The sequence below is a fragment of the Pseudomonas sp. BN505 genome (assembly GCF_029873175.1).
Taxonomy (GTDB): domain Bacteria; phylum Pseudomonadota; class Gammaproteobacteria; order Pseudomonadales; family Pseudomonadaceae; genus Aquipseudomonas; species Aquipseudomonas putida.
This window is the reverse complement of the sequence record NZ_SSOI01000027.1, coordinates 195,527-217,865: the sequence shown is the minus strand read 5'-3', so window position 1 is coordinate 217,865 and position 22,339 is coordinate 195,527. Positions and strand designations below refer to the sequence as shown.

Annotated in this window: 22 protein-coding genes; 4 read left to right on the top strand and 18 right to left on the bottom strand. The window is 61.0% G+C overall.

Annotated features, from left to right (window positions below; translation table 11 throughout):
- Nucleotides 1-31: 31 nt before the first annotated feature.
- The 6 genes from E8E78_RS06930 to E8E78_RS06905 all read right to left on the bottom strand — a co-directional run bounded on the left by E8E78_RS06930 (nt 32) and on the right by E8E78_RS06905 (nt 6,991).
- Nucleotides 32-235 (bottom strand): formate dehydrogenase subunit delta, encoded by a 204-nt coding sequence (locus E8E78_RS06930; RefSeq protein WP_049273551.1) that lies wholly within the window; start codon nt 233-235, stop codon nt 32-34.
- Nucleotides 232-3,114 (bottom strand): formate dehydrogenase subunit alpha, encoded by a 2,883-nt coding sequence (gene fdhF, locus E8E78_RS06925; protein WP_059396107.1) that lies wholly within the window; start codon nt 3,112-3,114, stop codon nt 232-234. Before fdhF ends, E8E78_RS06930 begins: the two co-directional genes overlap by 4 nt.
- Nucleotides 3,111-4,670 carry a formate dehydrogenase beta subunit gene (locus E8E78_RS06920; RefSeq protein ID WP_059396106.1) on the bottom strand — a complete coding sequence of 520 codons (1,560 nt, stop codon included), beginning with the start codon at nt 4,668-4,670 and terminating at the stop codon, nt 3,111-3,113. Before E8E78_RS06920 ends, fdhF begins: the two co-directional genes overlap by 4 nt.
- Nucleotides 4,664-5,146, bottom strand: coding sequence for a formate dehydrogenase subunit gamma (locus tag E8E78_RS06915; protein ID WP_016500667.1), 483 nt, complete (start codon nt 5,144-5,146; stop codon nt 4,664-4,666). The genes E8E78_RS06920 and E8E78_RS06915 overlap by 7 nt, the downstream gene beginning before the upstream one ends.
- Before the next feature lie 378 nt (nt 5,147-5,524).
- Nucleotides 5,525-6,619, bottom strand: coding sequence for a dimethylsulfone monooxygenase SfnG (gene sfnG, locus E8E78_RS06910; protein ID WP_049273546.1), 1,095 nt, complete (start codon nt 6,617-6,619; stop codon nt 5,525-5,527).
- Nucleotides 6,620-6,757: 138 nt separating this feature from the next.
- Nucleotides 6,758-6,991 (bottom strand): hypothetical protein, encoded by a 234-nt coding sequence (locus E8E78_RS06905; protein WP_131812287.1) that lies wholly within the window; start codon nt 6,989-6,991, stop codon nt 6,758-6,760.
- A gap of 181 nt (nt 6,992-7,172) precedes the next feature.
- On the opposite strand from E8E78_RS06905, the gene E8E78_RS06900 reads away from it, so the two are divergent.
- Both E8E78_RS06900 and E8E78_RS06895 read left to right on the top strand, forming a co-directional pair.
- Nucleotides 7,173-9,233, top strand: coding sequence for a TonB-dependent siderophore receptor (locus E8E78_RS06900; RefSeq protein WP_230676159.1), 2,061 nt, complete (start codon nt 7,173-7,175; stop codon nt 9,231-9,233).
- A 102-nt stretch (nt 9,234-9,335) separates the two neighbouring features.
- Nucleotides 9,336-9,896: a nucleotidyltransferase family protein gene (locus tag E8E78_RS06895; RefSeq protein WP_049273544.1), complete on the top strand. Its 561-nt coding sequence runs from the start codon at nt 9,336-9,338 to the stop codon at nt 9,894-9,896.
- A 14-nt stretch (nt 9,897-9,910) separates the two neighbouring features.
- On the opposite strand, the gene E8E78_RS06890 is transcribed toward E8E78_RS06895, so the two are convergent.
- The 6 genes from E8E78_RS06890 to E8E78_RS06865 form a co-directional block, all read right to left on the bottom strand.
- Nucleotides 9,911-10,468, bottom strand: coding sequence for a GNAT family N-acetyltransferase (locus tag E8E78_RS06890; RefSeq protein WP_049273542.1), 558 nt, complete (start codon nt 10,466-10,468; stop codon nt 9,911-9,913).
- Between the two features lie 107 nt (nt 10,469-10,575).
- Nucleotides 10,576-11,130: an XRE family transcriptional regulator gene (locus E8E78_RS06885; RefSeq protein WP_016485777.1), complete on the bottom strand. Its 555-nt coding sequence runs from the start codon at nt 11,128-11,130 to the stop codon at nt 10,576-10,578.
- Nucleotides 11,131-11,443: 313 nt separating this feature from the next.
- A complete protein-coding gene (locus E8E78_RS06880; RefSeq protein WP_016500675.1) occupies nt 11,444-12,802 on the bottom strand; it encodes an aspartate aminotransferase family protein in 1,359 nt (452 codons plus the stop codon).
- Between the two features lie 69 nt (nt 12,803-12,871).
- The gene (locus E8E78_RS06875) at nt 12,872-13,645 is read right to left on the bottom strand and encodes a gamma-glutamyl-gamma-aminobutyrate hydrolase family protein (RefSeq protein ID WP_049273541.1); all 774 of its coding nucleotides are present in this window, start codon (nt 13,643-13,645) and stop codon (nt 12,872-12,874) included.
- A gap of 75 nt (nt 13,646-13,720) precedes the next feature.
- Nucleotides 13,721-15,067: a glutamine synthetase family protein gene (locus tag E8E78_RS06870; protein ID WP_059396103.1), complete on the bottom strand. Its 1,347-nt coding sequence runs from the start codon at nt 15,065-15,067 to the stop codon at nt 13,721-13,723.
- Between the two features lie 27 nt (nt 15,068-15,094).
- Nucleotides 15,095-15,649, bottom strand: coding sequence for an XRE family transcriptional regulator (locus tag E8E78_RS06865; protein WP_280312826.1), 555 nt, complete (start codon nt 15,647-15,649; stop codon nt 15,095-15,097).
- A gap of 213 nt (nt 15,650-15,862) precedes the next feature.
- On the opposite strand from E8E78_RS06865, the gene E8E78_RS06860 reads away from it, so the two are divergent.
- Both E8E78_RS06860 and E8E78_RS06855 read left to right on the top strand, forming a co-directional pair.
- Nucleotides 15,863-16,756: a LysR substrate-binding domain-containing protein gene (locus E8E78_RS06860; RefSeq protein WP_041167801.1), complete on the top strand. Its 894-nt coding sequence runs from the start codon at nt 15,863-15,865 to the stop codon at nt 16,754-16,756.
- Between the two features lie 97 nt (nt 16,757-16,853).
- The gene (locus E8E78_RS06855) at nt 16,854-17,558 is read left to right on the top strand and encodes an SDR family oxidoreductase (protein WP_059396102.1); all 705 of its coding nucleotides are present in this window, start codon (nt 16,854-16,856) and stop codon (nt 17,556-17,558) included.
- A 59-nt stretch (nt 17,559-17,617) separates the two neighbouring features.
- Here E8E78_RS06855 and E8E78_RS06850 read toward each other — a convergent pair whose 3' ends face one another.
- From E8E78_RS06850 to E8E78_RS06825, 6 genes are all read right to left on the bottom strand, one after another.
- The gene (locus E8E78_RS06850; RefSeq protein ID WP_059396101.1) at nt 17,618-17,932 is read right to left on the bottom strand and encodes a DUF2388 domain-containing protein; all 315 of its coding nucleotides are present in this window, start codon (nt 17,930-17,932) and stop codon (nt 17,618-17,620) included.
- Between the two features lie 323 nt (nt 17,933-18,255).
- Nucleotides 18,256-18,807 carry a DUF1090 family protein gene (locus E8E78_RS06845; protein ID WP_162465312.1) on the bottom strand — a complete coding sequence of 184 codons (552 nt, stop codon included), beginning with the start codon at nt 18,805-18,807 and terminating at the stop codon, nt 18,256-18,258.
- Nucleotides 18,808-19,005: 198 nt separating this feature from the next.
- Entirely contained in the window at nt 19,006-19,305 is a 300-nt protein-coding gene (locus E8E78_RS06840; RefSeq protein WP_229609247.1) for a hypothetical protein, read from the bottom strand.
- Nucleotides 19,306-19,463: 158 nt separating this feature from the next.
- Nucleotides 19,464-20,294 carry a DNA-binding protein gene (locus E8E78_RS06835; RefSeq protein WP_280312830.1) on the bottom strand — a complete coding sequence of 277 codons (831 nt, stop codon included), beginning with the start codon at nt 20,292-20,294 and terminating at the stop codon, nt 19,464-19,466.
- A gap of 191 nt (nt 20,295-20,485) precedes the next feature.
- Nucleotides 20,486-21,202: a murein L,D-transpeptidase catalytic domain family protein gene (locus tag E8E78_RS06830; RefSeq protein ID WP_049273531.1), complete on the bottom strand. Its 717-nt coding sequence runs from the start codon at nt 21,200-21,202 to the stop codon at nt 20,486-20,488.
- An 85-nt stretch (nt 21,203-21,287) separates the two neighbouring features.
- Complete coding sequence (locus E8E78_RS06825) at nt 21,288-22,322, bottom strand: L,D-transpeptidase (protein WP_059396097.1); 1,035 nt, start codon at nt 22,320-22,322, stop codon at nt 21,288-21,290.
- Between the last annotated feature and the right edge of the window lie 17 nt (nt 22,323-22,339).

Sequence of the window (22,339 nt, the reverse complement as noted above, 5' to 3'; positions counted from 1 at the left end):
GGCGCGGTCCCTGCAGGACCGCGCCAATCCGCTACGTCATTGCCTCCAGCACCTTCGGGTCCAGCCCCTCTCCTGCATTGGCCTCGATCCATTCTGCCAGCTGCCGGCGCATGGCCGGCGTCCAGAAGCTTTGCAAATGCTGGCGCACCCCTTGCACCGCCAGCGCCCGGTTTGGCTCGCTGTCGAAGTAATGGGCAATCTGGTTGGCCATCTTGACCAGGTTATCGCTGCTCATCGGCGCACCTCGGCTTTCTCCGATGTACGGCGTTCCTTCAGCAGGCGGCGCTGTTCGTCACTGAAGTCCTGATAGCGCTTTTGCCACTCCGATGGCTGGAACACTTTCACCACTTCCACTGCCGTCACCTTGTATTCGGGGCAGTTGGTGGCCCAGTCGGAGTTGTCCGTGGTGATCACGTTAGCCCCCGACTCGGGGAAGTGGAACGTGGTGTACACCACCCCCGGCGCTACCCGTGCACTGACCTTGGCACGCAGCACGGTCTGCCCCGCGCGGCTGCCGATGCCCACCCAGTCACCGTCCTGGATGCCGCGACTTTCGGCGTCGGTCGGGTGGATTTCCAGGCGGTCGGCGTCATGCCAGGCGACGTTGCCGGTACGCCGGGTCTGGGCGCCGACATTGTACTGGCTGAGGATGCGCCCGGTGGTGAGCAGCAACGGGTAGCGGTTGTTGACCTTTTCGTCGGTGGGCACATAGCCGGTGAGCATGAAGCGGCCCTTGCCACGCACGAACTGGTCGATATGCATGGTCGGCGTGCCATCCGGCGCCGCGTCGTTGCACGGCCACTGCAGGCTGCCATGGCGGTCGATTTCCGCGTAGCTGACGCGGCGGAAGGTCGGCGTCAGGCGGGCAATCTCGTCCATGATCTCGGACGGGTGGCGGTAGTTCATCGGGTAGCCCAAGGCGTTGGCCAAGGCTACGGTCCCTTCCCAGTCAGCCTTGCCGGCCAGCGGCTCCATCACCTTGCGCACCCGCGAAATGCGCCGCTCGGCGTTGGTGAAGGTGCCGTCCTTTTCCAGGAACGAGCTGCCCGGCAGGAACACATGGGCGAATTTGGCCGTTTCGTTGAGGAAGATGTCCTGCACCACCACACATTCCATGGCGCGCAAGGCCGCCGTGACGTGCTGGGTGTTGGGGTCGCTCTGGGCGATATCCTCGCCCTGGCAGTAAAGGGCCTTGAAGCTGCCGTCCAGCGCTGCCTCGAACATGTTGGGGATGCGCAGGCCCGGGTCGGGCTGCAAGGTCACGCCCCAGGCGCGCTCGAACTCGGCGCGCACGCCCTCGTTGGAAATATGCCGATAGCCGGGCAGCTCGTGGGGGAACGAGCCCATGTCGCACGAACCCTGCACGTTGTTCTGACCACGCAGCGGGTTCACCCCTACCCCTTCACGGCCGATATTGCCGGTGGCCATGGCCAGGTTGGCGATACCCATCACCGCAGTGCTGCCCTGGCTGTGCTCGGTCACGCCCAGACCGTAGTAGATGGCCGCGTTGCCACCGGTGGCATACAGGCGCGCCGCGGCGCGGATCTGCTCGGCGGGCACGCCACAGACCGGGCCCAGCACCTCGGGGGCGTTGTCTGCCTGGCTGACGAAGTCGCGCCAGCGGGCAAAGTCTTCGGTTTCGCAGCGGGCATCGATGAAACGCTGGGCCAGCAGGCCCTCGGTGACGATCACGTGGGCCAGGGCGTTGAGCATGGCCACGTTGGTGCCAGGGCGCAGTTGCAGGTGCAGCTCGGCGCGGGCGTGCGGCGAGTCGACCAGGTCGATGCGCCGTGGGTCTATCACGATCAGCCGCGCGCCCTGACGCAGGCGGCGCTTGAGCTGCGAGCCGAACACCGGGTGAGCGTCGGTGGGGTTGGCGCCAATCACCAGCACCACGTCTGCCTGCATCACCGAATCGAAGCTTTGCGTGCCGGCCGACTCACCCAGGGTCTGCTTGAGGCCATAGCCGGTGGGCGAGTGGCACACCCGCGCGCAGGTATCGACGTTGTTGTTGCCAAACGCCGTACGCACCAGTTTTTGCACCAGATAGGCTTCTTCGTTGGTGCAGCGGCTGGAGGTAATGCCACCGATGGAATCGCGCCCGTACTTGAGCTGGATGCGGCGGAACTCGCTAGCAGCGTAGGTTACCGCTTCGTCCCAGCTCACTTCCTGCCACGGGTCTTCCAGGCGCTTGCGGATCATCGGCTTGGTGATGCGATCCGGGTGGGTGGCATAGCCCCAGGCAAAGCGGCCCTTGACGCAGGCGTGGCCGTGGTTGGCGCCACCGTTCTTGTCCGGGACCATACGCACCAGCTGGTCGCCTTTCATTTCGGCGCGGAACGAACAACCGACCCCGCAGTAGGCGCAGGTGGTGATAACCGAACGCTCAGGCTGACCAAGCTGCACCAGGCTCTTTTCCGTCAGCGTCGCGGTTGGGCAGGCCTGTACGCAGGCGCCGCACGACACGCATTCGGAGGCGAGGAAGTTATCGCCACCCGCTGCCGCCACCCGCGACTCGAAACCGCGGCCGGTGATGGTCAGGGCGAAGGTGCCCTGGATGTCTTCGCAGGCGCGCACGCAGCGGCTGCAGACGATGCACTTGCTGGGCTCGTAATCGAAATACGGGTTGGATACGTCCTTTTTCTCGGCCAGGTGGTTGGCGCCGTCGTAGCCGTAGCGCACCTCGCGCAGGCCCACCTGGCCGGCCACGGTCTGTAGCTCGCAGTTGCCGTTGGCCGAGCACGTCAGGCAGTCCAGCGGGTGATCGGAAATGTACAACTCCATCACGTTGCGGCGCAGGCCGGCCAAGCGTGGCGTTTCGGTACGCACCACCATGCCTTCGCTGACCGGCGTGGTACAGGACGCCGGGTAGCCGCGCATGCCTTCGATCTCCACCATGCACATGCGGCATGAGCCGAAGGCTTCGAGGCTGTCGGTGGCACACAGTTTGGGGATGCTGGTGCCGAGCATGGCCGCAGCGCGCATTACCGAGGTGCCGGCAGGTACGCTGATCGCGCGGCCATCGATGCTCAGGCTGACCTGCACTTCGCTGTCACGGGCCGGTGTGCCGAAGTCGCTACTTTTATCAGAAGCGGGGTCGAAGAAATTGATCACTGCGCGGCCTCCGTGGTGGTCAGCCCAAAATCGGCGGGGAAGTACTTGAGGGCGCTGGCCACCGGGTAGGCAGTCATGCCGCCCATGGCGCACAGCGAGCCGTACTGCATGGTGTCGCAGAGGTCGCGCAGCAACAGGGCCTGGTCGTGGCGCTCGGCGAAGTCAGTTGTTGCGATCAACCGGTCGACCACCTCCATGCCACGGGTGGAGCCGATGCGGCATGGGGTGCACTTGCCGCAGGATTCTTCGGCGCAGAACTGCAGGGCGAAGCGCGCCATGCTGGCCATGTTCAGGGTGTCGTCGGCCACCACCACACCGCCGTGGCCGAGCATCGCGCCCATGGCGGCGAAGGCTTCATAGTCCAGCGGGGTGTCGAAGTGGCTGGGGGGTACCCAGGCGCCGAGCGGGCCGCCGACCTGCGCAGCCTTCAGCGGCCGGCCACTGGCCGTACCGCTGCCGTAGCCCTCCACCAGCTCGCGCAGGGTCAGGCCGAACGCACGCTCCACCAGGCCGCCCTGGCGGATATTGCCGGCCAGCTGGAAAGGCATGGTGCCCAGCGACCGGCCCATGCCGAAATCGCGATAGAACGCTGCCCCCTTGGCGAGGATGATGGGCACTGAAGCCAGGGTGAGCACGTTGTGCACCAGTGTGGGCAGGCCGAACAGGCCTTGCAGCGCGGGCAGTGGCGGCTTGGCACGGACAATGCCACGCTTGCCCTCGATGGATTCGAGCAGCGCAGTTTCTTCGCCGCAGATGTAGGCGCCGGCACCCACCCGTACTTCCAGGTCGAACGCCTGGCCGCTGCCGGCTACGTCGGTGCCGAGGTAGCCGGCATCACGGGCGATTGCCAAGGCCTGGTCGAGCACGCGGATGGCATCCGGGTATTCCGAGCGCACATAGATGTAGCCCTTGTCGGCCCCCACTGCGAGGCCGGCAATGATCATGCCCTCGATCAGCAGGAAGGGGTCGCCTTCCATCAGCATACGGTCGGCAAAGGTGCCGGAGTCGCCCTCGTCGGCGTTGCACACCACGTACTTCTGCCCAGCCCCGGCGTCGCGCACGGTGCGCCACTTGATGCCGGCCGGGAACGCCGCACCGCCACGGCCACGCAGGCCGGAGTCGAGCACGGCCGCGACCACTTCGGCACCGTTCAGGGCCACGGCCGCTTCAAGGCCCGCGAAGCCACCATGGGCGCGATAGTCGTCCAGCGACAACGGGCGGGAAATGCCGGCGCGGGCGAACAGCAACCGCTGCTGGGTTTTCAGGTAAGGGATTTCTTCGACCAGCCCCAACGCCAGCGAGTGGCCACCTGGCTCACCGGCCAGGGCGTCGAGCAATGCCGGCACGTCTTGTGGGGTAACCGGGCCGAAGCCCAGGCGCCCTTGCGCACTGTCGCACTCGATCAGCGGCTCCAGCCAGTACAGCCCGCGAGAGCTGGTGCGCTGGATATCCAACGGCAACTGGCGGCGCTCGGCCTCGCGCTGCAAGGCATCGGCAACCTGGTCGGCCCCCACGGCACAGGCCACCGAATCGCACGGGATGTAGAGCTTCAGCATGCGGCGTCCTCCCGGCAAGCGTTTACCAATGCACGCAGGCGCTCAGGGGTAAGCCGCGCATGCACCTGGCCGTCCAGTTCCAGGGCCGGCGAGCAGGCGCAGGCACCCAGGCAGTACACCGGGCGCAGGCTGATGGCACCGTCGGCGCTGGTGCCATGGTCGTCCAGTGCCAGCTGATCGCGCAGTTGCGCGGCCAGGGCCTCGGCGCCACGACTCTGGCACGACTCGGCGCGGCACAGGCGCAAGGTGTGGCGCGCCGGTGGCGATGTACGAAAGTCGTGGTAGAAGCTGATCACCCCGCGCACTTCAGCCAGGCTGAGGTTCAGGGCATGGGCAATTTCGGGTACAGCAGCATCGGGGATGAAACCGATGTCGTGCTGGATGGCATGCAGGATAGGCAACAAGGCACCAGGGGCGTCCTTGTCGCGAGCCAGAATGCGCTGGATCACGGGCAGGTGGAGCAATTCATCAGGCATACAGCGGACCTCGGCATCACGGACCCCGCCTGAATTGTTGTGGGGGCAGGTATCCGGCGTGTTCTGCTGCGGCGCGTCGGCCACGTCACGGTTGCGCGGCGCTGACGGCCTCCTTGCCCACGGCCGCGCATCTGCGCACGCTGGTCCGAAGGCATCCTGCAAGCATGGCACTTGTGGCGCCAGGGGGTTGCGTGCGAACGACCAGGCGCATCCTGAAACCGACGCCAAGTGTTACGACCCCTGCACGGTATGCGGGATTTTAGAGCAGTACAGGTGCTTCGATGACTACCCCAGGCTAATGCCCGGCGAGAGCAGCCTTGCCTAGGCGCAACCGGCCGGGAAGGAGCGCAAAGCGCCCCCGGTAATTCAACACAGGCCTCAGGCCACTGCCTTGTCTACGCTGCGCTTGGCTTCCAGCTCACGCACCAGCGGCAACACGTGCTCACCAAAGTACGCCACCTCCTCCTGGAAATGCAGGAAGCCGGACAGGATCAAATCCACCCCGACCGCCTTCAGCGCAACGATGCGCTCGGCAATTTGCTTAGGCGTGCCGATCAGGTTGGTCTTGAAGCCATCGTTGTACTGCACCAGGTCCTCGAAGCTGGATTTGGCCCAGTTGCCCTCGCCCTCCGGGCTGGCTGCCCCGGCATGCTTTACCTCGTGGCCGAACGCCCGCACCGCCTCGGGGTTGGCCTTGGCGATGATTTCCTGCAACACCGCCCGCGCCTCTTCCTCGGTGTTGCGGGCAATGATGAAGGCGTTTACCCCAACCTTGACCGAGTGGCCGTTGGCTGCGGCCTTGGCGCGGATGTCATCGACCTGGGCCTTGATCCCTTCCACGCTGTTGCCGTTGGTGAAGTACCAGTCCGACACCCGCGCGGCCATGTCCCGCGCCGCACGCGAACTGCCGCCCTGGAAGATCTCGGGGTGCGGCTGCTGCAGCGGCTTGGGTTTGAGGTTGTAGTTACGGAAGCGATAAAAGTCGCCGTTGAAGGTGAAATTGTCTTGCGTCCAGATGCCCTTGAGCGCGCGGATGAACTCCTCGGAACGGCGATAGCGTTCGTCGTGGTCCAGCCACGGCTCACCAATGGCGTGGAACTCGCCCTTGAACCAGCCCGAGACCACGTTGATGGCGATGCGGCCATTGGTGAACTGGTCGATGCTGGCCAACTGCTTGGCCGCCAGCGCCGGGTTCCACGGCCCTGGCAGGATGGCGGCGATGACCTTGAGCTTTTCCGTGGCAGCCAGCAGCGCGTGGCTGATGGTGACCGACTCATGCTGGTTGTCGGCACCATAGCCGGCGGTGAAGCGGATTTGCGACAGGGCGTAGTCGAAGCCGGCTTTTTCAGCGATTTGCGCAAGCTTGCGGTTGTAGTCGATGTCCCAGCTGGTGCGTTGCTCGATGGTGCTGACCACCAGGCCACCGCTGACGTTGGGGACCCAGTAGGCGAACTTGAGTGGGGCGTGGCTCATGGGGAAGCTCCTTGAGAATCCTTGGGGTTCAAAGAGGCATGAGCAGCAAGCGTGCCAACCGCTGGATTGCTCTACTTTCAACGGGTTAGTGGAATTCGCCGACGATGTTCACTGCATGTGGTCAAACACGCTGTCGGATCACTGTTGCCTGCGCAACATCGCCGCTTGCGACCAGCTCAGCGTTTTTTTGCGCATGCCGATGTGAGCGTCATCCATCAGGGCCTTGATCGCAATCAAACCCTGGCGGCTGCCCATATACGGGTATGCGTTAGGCAACCCGATGTGATACACCGCGTCGCATTCTTCGCGGGTGAACCCGCTCCCACAGTTACGGCGCAAAGTTCGGCGCCGCCACTTCCATGTGGCATCCATTGAGGCCCAACCGCGCGAGAGTGAAGAAGCATGAAACATTTTTTATCAATAAATGCTCTCATTTGATGTAGATTCTCATTCGCACGAAATCCGTAACCCTTTTACCAGCCCCCCGCCTCAGGAATTCCCCGTGAAACGTCATCTCCCTGCCCGCCTCTTGCTGGTCGGCGCATGCAGCGCCATGCCTGTCGTTCATGCCGCCGACAACCTCACCCTGCCCGCGACCCAGATCGACAGCACGAGCGAAATGGTGGATGGCGTGAGCCAGGGCTACGAAGGCAGGGCTTCATCCAGCACCACCAAACTGGGCCTGACCGACAAGCAGACCCCGCAGGGCGTGACAACCATCACCCGCCAGGCGCTGGACGATTTCAAGATCACCGGTATCAAGGACGCACTGCGCGCAGCACCGTCGGTAACCGTCGAGCAAACCGAAACCGACCGTACCGAATTCACTTCGCGCGGTTTCGACATCAATACCTTCGAATACGACGGTACGGGCATGCCCTTCGTAAGCAGCACGCTGGTAGGTGATCAGGACCTGGCCGAGTACGAGCAGATCGACGTGTTGCACGGCGCCAATGGCTTGATGAGCGGTGCCGGCAACCCGTCGGCCACGGTCAACTTCGTGCGTAAACGCCCGACAGATACCTTCCAGGCGCAGGTCGACACCAGCGTCGGCTCGTGGGACAGCCGCCGTATCGACGTGGATGTTGCAGGCCCGCTGACCGACAGCGGCAATGTGCGCGGCCGCTTCATCTACTCCCACGACAAGGGCAACTCATGGATGGACCGCTACAGCCACGAGCGCAACGTTGCTGCCGGCCTGCTGGCGTTCGATGTGTCCGACGCCGACACCGTGACTGTGGGCTTCTCCCAGCACAACAGTGATTCCAACGGCAGCACCTGGGGCAACCTGCCACTGGTGGACAACGACGGCAATGCCATCCACTACAGCGGGCGCAGCAACAGCATCGGCCAGCCGTGGACCTACTGGAATCTGCACACCCAGCGGGCCTTCGTCGAGCTTAAGCATGATTTCGGCAATGACTGGAACGCCACGCTCACGGCCACCGGGCAGCAGGAAAAGCAGAACACCAACATGCTTTATGTCGGTGGCGTCTCCGGTGATGTTGCCGACGCGTATGCCAACCACACCCGCAGCGAGGCCCACCAGTTGCTGGGCGAGGCCAAGGTGCAAGGCCCGTTCAGCCTGTTCGGTCGCGAGCACCAGCTGACCTTCGGTGCCGCGTACGGGCGCACGCATCAAAAAGGCCAGGAGTATGACGAAGACCTGGAGCATGGCAGTTTCTTCAACACTTCGTTCTCGGGCATCCTGGCGGGAAATACGCCGATGCCCTCGTTTGGCGTCACCAGTGACGACCTGGCGCAGAACTTCCAGGATACGCAAAAAAGCGTATTCGCCGGTGCGCGCTTCAGCCTGGCCGATAACCTGCACTGGATAGCCGGTGCACGCATGCTCAGCGCCGACGGCAAGGGCGAGAGCTACGGTTCAGAACACTCCACGCGCGCCCACGGCAAAGTCACGCCCTACACCGGCCTGGTCTACGACCTGAACGAGGCATGGAGCATCTACGGCAGCTGGACCAAGATCTACAACCCGCAATACAACGTGGTCGGTACCGACGGCAAGCTGCTCGACCCACTGGAAGGCAAGAGCATGGAAGTGGGGGTAAAAGGCAGCGTGATGGACCAGCGCCTGCACCTGACCGCTGCGCTGTTCAAGACCGAGCAGCGCAACGTGGCCGTGGATGCCGGATTCGACGGGGTTCAGGAGGTTTACACTCCGGGCGACTTCAAGAGCCACGGCGTAGAGCTGCAGGCGTCCGGCGAAGTGACGCCAGGGCTCGACCTGCTCGCCGGCTACACCTATGTACGTATTGACGATGACAACGGCGAGCGTGCGCGCAAATATGTGCCGGCCCACAGCTTGCGCGGCATGGTCACTTACCGCTTGCCGACCCTGCCACAGATGAAGGTTGGCGCCCGTGTCAGCTGGCAGACCGGCGTCGAGAACGACACCAACAGCGCCATCCACCAGAACGCCTACGGTCTGGTTGACCTGATGACCAGCTACGACATTGACAGCAACTGGAGCACGTCGCTGAACCTGAACAACGTCACCGACCGCAAATACCTCCTGTCGCTGTACAACAACGCGACAACCGCCAGCTACGGTGCGCCACGCAACCTTACGGCTTCGGTGACCTGGAAGTATTGACCCCGCCCGTGTGTAGCGGCGCACTGTACGGCACCCAGTGATGGCCCTGACGCCATTCAGGTAAGCTCAGCCCCTGCAATGCAACCATCAAGGACGGTGCCCATGCATTCACTGACTGACGAGCAGGTACTGGCGATCATCCGCGAGAACCCGGTAAACCGGGCACTTCTGGCGCTGCTGGCAACGCTGGAGATCCCCCACTGCATGCTGGTGGCAGGCGCCCTGTTCCAGACCTTCTGGAACCACCGCGCAGGGCTGCCTGCCGGCTGGGGTATCAAGGACTATGACATCGCCTATTTCGACGCCGACGTGTCCTGGGAGGCAGAGGACCGGGTTATCACCAGGGTGCAGCAGGCCTGCGCGCACTTGGGCGTCAACGTGGAAGTGCGCAACCAGGCCCGCGTCCACCTGTGGTACCAGGGGAAATTCGGCGGTGCTTACTCGCCATTGCTCAAGGTCACGGATGGCATCGACCGCTACCTGATCCGCTCGACCTGTCTTGGGGTTGATGTGTGCACGGGCACGTTGTACAGCACCCATGGCCTGCATGACCTGCAGCACGATCTGCTGAACATGAACGAGCTGAACCCACGGCCAGGCTTGTTCAGGGAGAAAGCCGCCAGCTACCGGGAGCGTTGGCCATGGCTTGTCTTGGTCGAGTGACCAGGATGCTCATGCTAGTGCCCGGTTTTCGACCCGCCGAACCAGTCACTGCGTGTCATCTCCCATACCTCGACCTGCATTGGCCCAGAAACAAAACATCCATCACGGGTACTCACCCTACGCATGCCTTCATGCTCTGAAACCTTGCGCGAGGCATGGTTGGCAACGGCTTTGGGAACCTGCATGAGCGGGCGTGACAACGCCTCGAACCAATAGGCGTTGATGACCCTGCAGGCTTCGCGCATGTAGCCCATGCCCCACCACTGCGGCGCAAGCCAGAAGCCTCTGTTGTTTCCAGGCTGCTCATGCAAACTGATGCTGCCAATGGTGCAGTCAGCCTCGTTGCGCAGGCGGATCATCCAGTGCCATTCACGGCCCGCAGCCATGGCAGGCAGGGCGATATCCCGCACATAGACCAGCGCACCGTCTTCCGGATATGGCCATGGGACGCGACGATCGAGGTAGCGGACAACTTCCCATTGCGGGAACAATTTCTGGATTACAGGTGCATCCTCCAGCCGCAGGGGCGTGAGTACAAGGCGATCGGTATACAGCGTCGGCAGGCAATCCATGGCATTCGTTCCTGGGCATCCTTGTGGAAGCGTCTGATAGTCTGCGATGGGTCGTTTCTTGTCGAGCGGGCCAACAGCTACCTATGTGAACTGCATCCAAACGCCTCTCAGCTGAACACCCAGAGTACGCGGGTGGGCTTGTCGGTGAGGTTGGCGTAGCGAAAACTGGCGTGGGGTTGCAGCTGAAAACTGTCACTGGCCCTCAGCGTGACCGGCTCACCGCCACCCAGCCACACAGTCAGCTCCCCTTCGAGCACGAAGCAGCCCTGCTCCGAGCTGTCGTCCAGGTACTCCTCGCCACTGCTCGCCCCTGGCTCCAGGTGGCTATCGAGCATGGAGAACGCGCCCGTTATCGTAGGGGATGCCAGCACATCGGTGATGCCACCGGCCAGGTGAAGCGTGCGCCGCTCGTGAGGGCGGGTGACCCAGTCGAGCTCGCGGGGCTTGTCCAGTTTGTAAAAGTAGGCGGTCGAGACGCCGAGCTCTTCGCTGATGGCTGTGAGGTCGGCCACGGTCGGGCGCGACACGCCCCGTTCGACCTGAGACAGAAAGCCCACCGAACGGCCAATACGCTGAGCCAGCTCGCCCAGCGTCAGGCCTTTGAACTTGCGCAGGTCGCGAATCAGTACTGCCAGGCCTTCGATTTCTTCGTGCACTTTCATAGTTGAATCGCGACTTTCAGACGGGAAAATAATGCCTTGAAAAGTACAGGATTCATCTCACAAAGCAAATTGTGGCTGTGAGGCAAGCAATCCGGGGCCGTCTTGCGGCCCATCGCCGGCAAGCCGGGCTCCCACAAGTACGGTGCCAACCTCAAGCATTGCGCTGGCCCTGTGGGAGCGGGTTCACCCGCGAAGAGTCCAACCCGGTGTTCACGGCTAAAGCCCACACAGGTACAGCGCATGTCTCAAGAACAGCGCGGCCCCTGTGGGAGCTGGCTTGCCGGCGATGGGCTGCGCAGCAGCCCCGGTGTCTTCAGCGGACAGCCTCGTAGGTCAGGTCCAGGCACTTGCGGGCTTTTTCAACCAGTTCGTCGATCTCCTCGATACTGATCACCAGCGGCGGCGCGATGATCATGGTGTCGCCCACGGCGCGCATGATCAGGCCGTTGTCGAAGCAGTGCTGGCGGCAGATCATGCCGACACCTTTGCCTTCGTACCGGGCGCGGGTGGCCTTGTCTTTCACCAGCTCGATTGCGCCGAGCATGCCCAGGCCGCGCACTTCGCCTACCAGCGGGTGGTCAGCCAGTTCGCGCAGGCGTTGTTGCAGATAAGGCGCGGTTTTATCGTGCACCTGCTGGATGATCTGCTCATCACGCAGGATGCGCAGGTTCTCCAGGCCCACCGCAGCCGCCACCGGGTGGCCAGAATAGGTGAAGCCGTGGTTGAAGTCGCCGCCTTCGCTGATGACCTTGGCCACTTCGTCACGCACGATCACCCCGCCCATGGGGATGTAACCAGAGGTCAGGCCCTTGGCAATGGTCATCAGGTCGGGCTTGAGGTCGTAGTAGTCGGTACCGAACCACTCACCGGTGCGGCCAAAACCGCAAATCACTTCGTCGGCAACGAACAGGATGTCGTACCTGGCCAGGATTTCCTTCACCTTCGGCCAGTAGGTTTGCGGTGGAATGATCACACCGCCGGCGCCCTGGATCGGCTCGGCGATGAAGGCGGCAACGTTGTCCACGCCAACTTCGAGGATTTTCTTCTCCAACTGCTCGGCCGCCCACACGCCGAAGTCGGCCTCGGTCATGTCGCCGCCTTCGCCGAACCAATATGGCTGCGGGATGTGCACGATATCCGGAATCACCCCGCCCTGCTGGTGCATGCCGCTCATGCCACCCAATGCTGCCCCCGCCACAGTCGAGCCGTGGTAGCCGTTGATGCGGCCAATGATGACGTTCTTGTTCTTCTTGCCCTTCAGCGCCCAGTAATGGCGCACCATGCGCAGCACGGTGTCGTTGCCTTCGGAACCGGAGCCGGTGAAGAACACATGGTTCATGCCTTGCGGCGCCACATCGGCGATTGCCTTGGCCAGCTCCAGCGCAGGCGGGTGCGCGGTCTGGAAGAACAGGTTGTAGTAAGGCAGCTGCTTCATCTGCTGGCTGGCAACCTCGGCCAGCTCATCGCGACCGTAGCCCACCGCCACGCACCACAGGCCCGCCATGCCATCAAGAATCTTGTTGCCCTCGCTGTCCCACAGGTACACGCCCTTGGCCGAGGTGATGATGCGCGGGCCTTTCTCGGCCAGTTGTTTGACATCGCTGAACGGGGCCAGGTGGTGGTCGCGGCTCATCGATTGCCAGGCAAGGGTCTGCGAATTCTTTTCACTCATTGACTTCTACTCCATCAAGTTGCGCAGCCAGGCTGCGCGGGTACTTTGATAATTGGGAACGGTGGGTGTTCAGGCCGACAGCAACAGCCTCTGGCGCAATACCGAGCGATGCCGGCAGGCCTTGCCAAACGACTGGAAGATGGTCAGGTAATGCGGGTTGTCCATGACCTGGAACTCGGGGTGCCATTGCACGGCCAGGGCAAACCCCTTGCCGTTCTCGACCGAAATCGCTTCCACCAGGCCATCGGGTGCCAGCGCTTCCACCCGTAGCCCCGGTGCCAGTACATCGATGCCCTGGCCATGGATGGAGTTGACATCGAAGACCGCCGGCAAGCCCATGCGGTCGAGCAGGCCGCCGGGCTCTACATGCATGGGGTGGCGCGGCCCATACTGCTTGTCGATGGGCTCACCCTTGCCTTCGCGGTGGTCCATGAACACACCGGTCTCGTGGACCTTCTGGTGCAGGGTGCCGCCAAGTGCCACGTTCATTTCCTGGAAGCCACGGCAAATGCCGAGCACCGGCACGCCGGCGGCGATGGCCGCACGCATCAGCGGCAACGTGGTGGCATCACGCAACGGGTCGTGATGAGTGCCCGCTGCACTGGCCGCGCCGTTGTAGTGGAACGGCTCGATGTTGGACGGCGAACCGGTGAAGATCAGCCCATCCACCACGTCGAGAATATCGGCGCTGTCCATCAGTTCACCGAGGCTGGGAATCACGATGGGCAGCCCACACGCTGCCTTGGCTGCCGCGCGTGCGTACTTCTCGCTGATGGTCTGGGTTGCATGCAGCTCGATCATGCTGGTGCATGCGGTAATGCCGATAACGGGCACACGTGGCATATCTTCCTCCGGCAAATCCATATTGCGCGTTGTGTTGAAAGGGAGGGTGCAGCGTCGCTGTTCGACCTTCGGCACCTACAGGAACCAGCGGTATTCGCGGGCATCGATATGGCGCATGAAGTCCAGTTGCTCCTGGTATTTGTTTTCGCAATAGACCATCACGAACTCACTGCCCAGGCCTTCGTTGACGACCGGGTGGTGACGCATGGCGGCCAGGGCGCTGAGGGCATCCTTGGGGAAATCGATGCCGCTCTGACGGTTTTCGTTCAGCGGGGCGATGGGCTCGACGCCGCGGTCCAGGCCATGCTCCATGCCGGTCAGGATGGCCGCCAACACCAGGTACGGGTTGGCATCGGCACCGGCGATGCGGTGTTCGATGCGCAGGTTGCGCGGGTCGGACTCGGGGATGCGAATGCACGCATCACGGTCTTCGAAGCCCCAGCTGGCCTTGCTCGCCGCGTTCACCATGGCGCCGTAGCGGCGGTAAGCATTGTGGTTGGGGGCGAAGATCGGCATGCAGTGCGGCAGCAGCTCAAGGCACCCCGCCACCGCATGGCGCAGCTTGCGCTGTTCAGCGCCGGCCAGGATGTTGTTGCCGGCAGCGTCATACAGGCTGACGTGCACATGCATGCCGCTGCCCGGCGCGTCCAGGTACGGCTTGCTCATGAAGCTGGCACGGTAGCCGTGCTTCATGGCGATACCGCGGGTACTGCGGCAGAACAGCGCCGACCAGTCCGCCGCGCTCAGGGCATCGTCGCTGTGGGAGAAGTTGATCTCGAACTGGCCAGGGCCCAGCTCTGCGGTGATGACGTTTGCCGGCACGCCCTGCTCACTGGCGCCATCGACCATCTCGTGCAGCACCGACGAGAAGCGTGAAAGCCGCTCGATGTGCATGTTCGGCTGGTCGTCTTCGTCCCCGGTCGCCGTGTCCCGCGGGTACTGTGGCAGGCCGTTGTCGAGCTTGCGGTCGAACAGGTAGAACTCCAGCTCGAAAGCCACCACCGGGCGTATGCCGCGTTTGGCCAGGCGCTGAATCACGCGGGCCAGCACTTCACGGGGCTCGAACTCGATAGGCTTGGCGGTGCCGTCGGAGGTGATGAGCATCTGGGCAATCACTTCCTTTTCCCAGCGCACCGGCTTCAGGGTACCCGGCACCAGGCGCCGGGCAGCATCCGGGTCGCCGTCGGCAAAGCAGTAATCGCCAATCGGGTAAAGGCCACCCTGGGTACCCAACAACACGCAGTTCTGCGGCAGCTTCAGCGGCGCGCCGGCTGCGACTTTCTCCAGCATGTCCATGGGGTAGCGCTTGCCGTAGAAGTGCCCGGGGATATCCAGCGCAATCAGGTCGACATAACGAATTTCTGGGTGCTCCGCTCGGAACGAGCGCACTTCAGCCAGCAGATCCGCAAAGATGACACTCATCTTCTTATCCTTGTGAGGTGAACGAATTCAATTGAAGACCCAGAGCACGCGGGTGGGTTTTGCCGTCAGGTTGGCGTAACGGAACTGCGCGTGGGGTTGCACCTGGAAGCAGTAGTTGGCCTGCAGGGTCACGGCCTCGCCGTCGTCCAGCCATACCGTGAGTTCGCCCTCAAGCACGAAACAACCCTGCTCGGAACGGTCACTCAGGTACGCCTCGCCACTGGTGGCGCCTGGTTCCAGATGGCTGTCGAGCATGGCGAAGGCACCGGCGATGGTGGGCGAAGCCAGCACATCGGTAATGCCCGACTCCAGGTACAGCGTGCGCCGCTCGTGGGGGCGCGTGACCCAACCAATGCTGCGGGGCTTGCTCAGGTTGTAGAAGTACGCGGTGGATACGCCGAGCGCTTCGCTGATGGCGGTGAGGTCCGCCACGGTAGGGCGCGAAACACCGCGTTCGACCTGAGAAAGGAAGCCGACCGAGCGATTGATGCGCTCGGCCAGCTCGCCCAGGGTCAGGTTCTTGAATTTGCGCAGGTCGTGAATAAGGATCGCGAGGGCTTCAACCTCTTCGTGCATCTTCATCGAGTGGGCTGCCGTGAAATTTTTAGAGTTATTTTTCATGAAAAATTACATGAAAATTTTCACGAGTCAAGCCGGACCCTGAATTTGTGCAGCAGCGAACAGAGGGTTTGGGGTGCAAGGACCCGGATTGGCAACGGTGCCGTGGGTTTCTTTAAAGGTGCTCAGGGAGTAGCCTCGGCGGTGAATCTTCCTAGCCCGGCCATTGCCCTCGTCATGCCAAACGGTTTCCCAGAATTGCCCCCGCTTAACGCGTTACGCGTGTTTGAAGTGGTTGCCCGCCACCTGAACTTTCGCCTGGCTGCCGAGGAACTGGGTGTGACCCAGGCGGCAGTCGCGCAACAGATACGCGGGCTGGAGGCGAACCTGAACCTTCGCCTGTTCGAGCGCCTGCCCCGGGGCCTGGCGCTGACCGATGCGGGCCTGGGTTACAGCACCAGCATTCGCAGCGCCTTGGCGATGATCGATGAGGCAACCCGCCTGCTACGACCGCAGACGTCGCACCTGACGGTCAGCGTTACCCCTACCTTTGCCTCTAAATGGCTTATTCCGAGGCTGGGCAGCTTTGCGCAAAGCTACCCAGACATCGATCTGCGTGTGCTGGCCACAGATCGGCTGTCGCACTTCAGCACCGATGGCGTGGATATCGCAGTGCGCTATGGCAAGCCTGAAATCGGCGCGGGTTTGAACAGCGAACTGCTGATGGAGCAGCGCATCGTTGCCGTGGCCAGCCCAAAGCTGTTTGAAGGCACTCATGCACCCGCCAGCTTTGCGCAGCTTCAAGAATTCATCATGCTGCACGATGCCCATAATTTCTGGCCTCAGTACCTTGCGGCAGTGTTCCCGCAACACACCCAACCGACTGCGAAAAACCTGCGGTTCAATCAGACTTCATTGGCCATCGACGCGGCCATCAGTGGTCAAGGCATTGCTTTGGCCAGCCTGGCGTTCGTCAGCGATGAAATCGTTGCGGGCAGGCTGGTGCAGGTCTTCGGTCAGCAGCTGAGGCTCGATAAGTCGTTCTATCTGGTGTGGCCACGCAAGCTGCAGCAGCCTGAGTCGCTAGGCGTTGTGCAGCGCTGGCTCAAGCAACAGGCTGACAATAGTTAATCTACTGCCACGGTAAAGTTTGGCTGCCTCCCTCACCGCTGGGGCTGCTGCTAAGGTGGTTGCACCTAAGCAATCAGCCGTTCACGTTGGAGGCAGCATGTCAGTAGAAAAAGTAGCGATTATCACGGCCGGTGGTAGTGGTATGGGCGCGGCAGCAGCACGGCGCCTGGCCGCTGACGGCTTCAAGGTTGGCATCCTTTCCTCTTCGGGCAAGGGCGAAGCACTGGCTGCCGAGCTTGGCGGCATTGGCGTAACCGGCAGCAACCAGTCAGTTGATGACCTGAAACGCCTGGTCGACGCCGTGGTGGAAAAGTGGGGCCGCGTCGACGTGTTGGTCAACAGCGCCGGCCATGGTCCGCGCGCACCGATCCTGGAGATCAGCGACGAGGACTGGCACAAGGGCATGGACACATACCTGTTGAATGTCATTCGCCCTACTCGCCTGGTAACGCCTTACATGCAACGCCAGAAGGGTGGCGTGATCATCAACATTTCCACCGCCTGGGCGTTCGAGCCGAATGAGCTGTTCCCGACATCCGCTGTATTCCGCTCGGGCCTGGCCGCATTCACCAAGATCTTCGCCGACACTTTTGCCGGGGATAACGTGCGCATCAATAACGTGCTCCCCGGCTGGATCGACAGCCTGCCGGCCACCGAACAACGCCGCGACAGCGTGCCGCTCAAACGCTATGGCACCAGCGAGGAAATCGCCGCCACCATCGCGTTTCTGGCCAGCGAAGGCGCTGCCTACATCACCGGGCAGAACATCAAGGTAGACGGCGGCCTGACGCGCAGCGTGTAATTGCCTGTGGCCGCAGTGTGCGCTGCTGCGGCCTTCGGTTCATGCAACATGGGTGTTCTTCAAGGGTAATCCTGCTCGTAGGCCAGTATGAATTGAGCCAAGGCCATGTCACTGACAGCTATGTCCGGATGGGATTGTCGAAATTTATCCATCGCAGCTTCAAGGTAAACCCCCTTGATATTGCCATCGCTCGCAACAAAGCTGCTGGCATCATCTCGAGTTGCTGCTATCAGCTTTTTATCTCGCGAGGTCAAGTAGGTGGTTGCAGTGCTCGTGCTGGAGATGAGGGTTTCGGCCCAAAAATCATTCATCGCCATCGCAGGACTGGAAAAAACCAAAAAACAACAGATGGACAAGGAAAATATATAGCGCATTACTAAACCTGAATGGAAAATACCCGAGGTAGTGTTAGCGTCGTCAACCCTTCGCTTCACTACACTCACCCGCGAGCCATTTAATTACATTACTCAACAACGTTTCCCCCCTTCATACGCATCGCAGCATTATTAGCACGCTTCAAGCGCTCAGCACGCTGGGATTTACTATAATCGTCACGCCCTTGCATGACACCGCCCGCCACCTCAATCCAATCACTCGCGGTACAACCGGAAACAAGAAAGGAAAATAAAAGCGGGCACATACTCATCAATGACTTCATCAAACGCCCCAGTGGTCATCGCTCACTAAAAAAATGCAACTACTTTTCTTCCCCTGAAACGCTACGCAGTCGCTCCTGCGCTTGCTCCAGTTTTCTTTTGTATCTTTGAATCATTCTGGCAGATCCGGACTCTATCGCAGCTTCCAACTGGTCCTCCCTGCGGTGAACATCTTTCAGTGCACGAGACAACTGTTCTTCTTTTGGGCTTGGCTCATCATCACGGCAGTAAAGCTGAACCCGGGACAACGCAGCTTCCAACCCTCTCTGCTGGTATATATTCCCATACCGTATTGCCTGTTCCCTTTCGTGAGCAATCTCGTCCCTGCGCTGTTCACAGCTCTTTCTATCTTCGGCCAAAGACAGGTCGCACACTGCAAACACAGCGAATACACCCAATAAAAAAGGCGCTACCCCCACGCTACGAATACCCAGCGCGTGTTTCCTGTACGGATACCCTTCTAAATGCTTGCCAACAACACTTCGCCCATGCATACCTGAAAGCCTTGTAAACCTGAAATTTGCCACATCGCACAGCAACGCCAACAAGACCTGCGCTGCCATGAGCACTTGAACGTACAGACCATCGAGCACCATGCTCAACCTGAGCAGCACAGTACCTCGCGATGACGCGACCGGCTTTACTTCAACCTTACTTGGCCTTACTTATCCATCTCAACAGGCGCCTGGCCCTTACTTTTTCTTACCAAACGCCTGTACACCGACTACCCTGCCCTGATAACCGTAGCCCTCGAGCATCGGCCGAGACCTGCCCGAGCAGCGCGACATTTGCTACCGCGGCACGTGGCACACCCCCACCACCAGGTTATTCACATTAAAGTAGTATTCAAAATCCGAGAACGCATTGAAGGTCATGATGCCCCCTTGAAAACCACGGGCCATGAATGGAATATTACTTCCCGCCGTATCGCCATCGAATGTTGAAACAGAACGTGTCTTGAAGAGATACCGCGAGGTATCCAGGTGCGTCATCGACAACTCGAAGCGTCTGTCGTACAAATATTTCACACCGTGCGGGGTTATCACATGGTAATAGACATAAATCGCACCTTCATTGGGGTCGATCGTCATATCTCCAACGCCACGCCAAAGCCCCTCCCCCTCTTCCACGTGGACAAAGTCAATGGAGGCACTGCACGGGGCCCGAGGAATATCTCTGTATACCGATACCGCATACCTGCTTATCAACCCTGCAAAGATCAATACCGAGAGAAGTGACGTAAGGCCAATCACTTTTTGCCAACGCGCAGATAATTTACGCACAACGCCTCCCCGTGGCTTGCAGGCTTTACACAGCTTATGAGTAATTGACTGAGGGGCTTGCGGACATAATAATTGCTGTCTTTCAATACCAACGCCGGCTCGAACCCGGCCATCGCTGTTAATACATCATCCTTGGACATACTTTCACTCTGCTCGACGTACAGCGCTGCACCTTGCCCTTCCCATACACGCTTCCAGGCCTCCAGGTCCGGCGGCTTGTGAAACATGAGGTAAGCATAGATAACAGGGAGCAACCCACCTAGAAAGGCGAGAGCCGGCAAAAACAAGTGGCTATTTCTTCTTGTCCATCCGTCACGCAATGGAAGCGGGGCAATAACAGAGGTCTGCCTTTCTTCAGCGAGCTCCGCCTTGCCAGGTGCAGCCTCACTTGAGCCGGTTTGCTTGCTGTCATTGCCAAAGGGTTGCTCACTGGCGCCTGTTGATGCTGGAGGCCTGACTTGCTCGAGGTGCAATGGCATGACCCGTTCAACTGCAGCGCCCGCGGAAACCATGGTGATTTCACACAGAAGTATCAAACCGCGCTTAGGCAATGTTTTCAAACTGTCTCGAGGCACACCAACATCAACAAGCTTCGAACGAAGCGCATGCACTGTCTTGTAATAACTGCTGTCAGAGACAACCAAGCCCCGGCCACCCCATACCTGGGAAATTATCGCCTCTTTATCAGTAATGCCTGCTATCAGGGCAAGCAACATATCGCTTTCGTTACTGCCTAAAGTTGTTGATAACTGAGCACAACTCAGCGTCATCCGTTCCGCGTCGTAACAGACCTCCATCAATACCCTCCACGGCCAATGACTTGCGCCAGCACAATGACAACCTTCCGGCTAGCCAGCCGCCACTGTCCCGCTGCGCGACGCATAATATCATCACTGACTTCACAACCAGCCAATATGGCTAGCGACGGCTTGATGGCCAGCAGGTCAAAAGCGCGACCTGACCTGACCCGAGGCACGCAGCAAAGGCCCTATTTACTGGCGACCGACTGATTGGCCAGCGGGCAGCTCTGGGCGTTAAGAAAACGCGATGTTTTCAGCCAGTTTTGCTGCGGGTAATAGGCAAACACGTAGCTGCCGCGTTGCAGCGTTTCGATCAACTTGCCGGCAATTGCTGGTCGCACGGCTGGGCAGCCCTGGCTGCGCCCCAGGCGACCGAGGCCGGGCACCACCTTGGGGTCGGCATACGCAGCGGCATGCATCACGATCGCCCGCGACATGCTGTTATCGTTAAACCCCGGCTCAAGCCCCTGCAGGCGCAGCGAGCGGCCATGCTTGCCGCTGTAGGTCTGCCCCGTCTCGTACAGGCCGATGGAGGACTGGTAGCTGTTCGGCGCATTGGAAAACGTGGTCGGCACATCAGCGCCGCTGTTCTTGCCATGGGCGACCCACTCCTCGAACAACAGCTTCCTGGCGCGCAGGTCGAACACCCACAGGCGTTTGTCACGCGAAGCCTTGGAGTAATCGATCACCGTCAGCAACTTGTCCGCGTCGCTGTGACTGGCGCACGCGTAGGCGGTGAGTGCCAGGGCCAGGGTCGAAAGGCTGGCGTTAGGCGCCAACTGCTGCAGCTCGGCAGCGCTAGGCAGGGGTTGCGCGTAGGCAGCATGCCAGGCGCTGAGTAAAAACAGGCCAATACTGGCCGCTGAGAACCGGAAGGCTCCCCGCAATGGTTCGAACATCGACATTGAATACCCTGTTGAAAACCTGTCTTTTCTTGCCTTGTTTGCAGCCAAAAGCGGCTACTTTGCTTGATTACCTCAGGAAAGCCGATCACTTCTTGACCAATGGTTTAGATTCTTCACTGCCTTCGGTGCTGATCACCGTGAATTTTCCTTCGGTGCGGGTTTCCCGGGTCGACGCCCAGTCGGTGATCACCAGCATCGTGCCGACGTCCATCGCCGTGCGTAAATGACGGCGAAACTCCGGGTTGATGTTCAGTTGGCCCAGTTGTTCATAGGGGGTATTCCCGTACTCCGGGTTGCTCAGGCCCACCACCGACCACCGTAAGGGTAGCGCGCCATCGAGTGCCAGGGCGGATGGTTTTTGCAGCAGGGAATACACGGCCATGCCACTGCGATGCTGGCTGCCTTCGGGCGAAAGTGCTGGCGCCGAGCCGACCAACTGGCCACCGCGATACACGTAGGCACGCAAGTCGGCGCGGCTGATCAGGATAGACAGGGGCCCTGCCGTGGGGTCTGGGTCGTTCCAGAATTGCTGGTTGCTCAGCATCAGCGGGCCTTGAGCCTTGCCATCGCTGACCGTGGGCGCCAGCACGCCGGGGTGGTAGACCTCCACCGGGGCACTGCTGGTATCGGAAACGATAACGGTGGTCGAACTGAAACCGGTGACTTCGTACAGCTTCTTGGCAAAGTCCATCGGCAGGCGCACGCAACCATGCGAGGCGGGGTACCCCGGTAGATGGCCTGCGTGCAGGGCAATGCCGTCCCACGTCAGGCGCTCCATGTAGGGCATCGGTGCGCTGTTGTAGAGGCTGGACTTATGCTCGACCTTCTTCTGCAGAATGCTGAATACCCCGGTGGGGGTTTCCCGCCCTGCCTTGCCGCTGCTCACGGTGCTGACACCAATGGCAATGCCATTGCGATAAACGTAAACACGTTGCTCGGTAAGGCTGACCACTACGGTCACCGGCCCCACCGGCGAGACCTGCGGGTACCAGAGAAACTGGCCAGGCTTTAGGCTTTCAAGCTGGCTCCTGAGTGCGGCCGGGGTGGGCACCTGCAGTGGGGCCGCTTCGACCAAGGCAGCGCTGAGTAACAGACCCAGTCCGAGCGTTACATGCAACATCCTATTGCCCCCCAAAG

Excerpts from the sequence above, each read along its gene's own strand:
- E8E78_RS06870 (WP_059396103.1), bottom strand. The coding sequence starts at position 15,067 with ATGAGTGTCATCTTTGCGGATCTGCTGGCTGAAGTGCGCTCGTTCCGA.
- E8E78_RS06915 (WP_016500667.1), bottom strand. The coding sequence starts at position 5,146 with ATGCCTGATGAATTGCTCCACCTGCCCGTGATCCAGCGCATTCTGGCT.
- E8E78_RS06905 (WP_131812287.1), bottom strand. The coding sequence starts at position 6,991 with ATGGATGCCACATGGAAGTGGCGGCGCCGAACTTTGCGCCGTAACTGT.
- E8E78_RS06900 (WP_230676159.1), top strand. The coding sequence starts at position 7,173 with ATGCCTGTCGTTCATGCCGCCGACAACCTCACCCTGCCCGCGACCCAG.
- E8E78_RS06890 (WP_049273542.1), bottom strand. The coding sequence starts at position 10,468 with ATGGATTGCCTGCCGACGCTGTATACCGATCGCCTTGTACTCACGCCC.
- E8E78_RS06840 (WP_229609247.1), bottom strand. The coding sequence starts at position 19,305 with ATGACGATCGACCCCAATGAAGGTGCGATTTATGTCTATTACCATGTG.
- E8E78_RS06830 (WP_049273531.1), bottom strand. The coding sequence starts at position 21,202 with ATGTCGATGTTCGAACCATTGCGGGGAGCCTTCCGGTTCTCAGCGGCC.
- E8E78_RS06920 (WP_059396106.1), bottom strand. The coding sequence starts at position 4,670 with ATGCTGAAGCTCTACATCCCGTGCGATTCGGTGGCCTGTGCCGTGGGG.
- E8E78_RS06825 (WP_059396097.1), bottom strand. The coding sequence starts at position 22,322 with ATGTTGCATGTAACGCTCGGACTGGGTCTGTTACTCAGCGCTGCCTTG.
- E8E78_RS06855 (WP_059396102.1), top strand. The coding sequence starts at position 16,854 with ATGTCAGTAGAAAAAGTAGCGATTATCACGGCCGGTGGTAGTGGTATG.
- E8E78_RS06865 (WP_280312826.1), bottom strand. The coding sequence starts at position 15,649 with ATGAAGATGCACGAAGAGGTTGAAGCCCTCGCGATCCTTATTCACGAC.
- E8E78_RS06835 (WP_280312830.1), bottom strand. The coding sequence starts at position 20,294 with ATGGAGGTCTGTTACGACGCGGAACGGATGACGCTGAGTTGTGCTCAG.
- E8E78_RS06850 (WP_059396101.1), bottom strand. The coding sequence starts at position 17,932 with ATGCGCTATATATTTTCCTTGTCCATCTGTTGTTTTTTGGTTTTTTCC.
- E8E78_RS06880 (WP_016500675.1), bottom strand. The coding sequence starts at position 12,802 with ATGAGTGAAAAGAATTCGCAGACCCTTGCCTGGCAATCGATGAGCCGC.
- E8E78_RS06930 (WP_049273551.1), bottom strand. The coding sequence starts at position 235 with ATGAGCAGCGATAACCTGGTCAAGATGGCCAACCAGATTGCCCATTAC.
- sfnG (WP_049273546.1), bottom strand. The coding sequence starts at position 6,619 with ATGAGCCACGCCCCACTCAAGTTCGCCTACTGGGTCCCCAACGTCAGC.
- E8E78_RS06860 (WP_041167801.1), top strand. The coding sequence starts at position 15,863 with ATGCCAAACGGTTTCCCAGAATTGCCCCCGCTTAACGCGTTACGCGTG.
- E8E78_RS06875 (WP_049273541.1), bottom strand. The coding sequence starts at position 13,645 with ATGCCACGTGTGCCCGTTATCGGCATTACCGCATGCACCAGCATGATC.
- E8E78_RS06895 (WP_049273544.1), top strand. The coding sequence starts at position 9,336 with ATGCATTCACTGACTGACGAGCAGGTACTGGCGATCATCCGCGAGAAC.
- E8E78_RS06885 (WP_016485777.1), bottom strand. The coding sequence starts at position 11,130 with ATGAAAGTGCACGAAGAAATCGAAGGCCTGGCAGTACTGATTCGCGAC.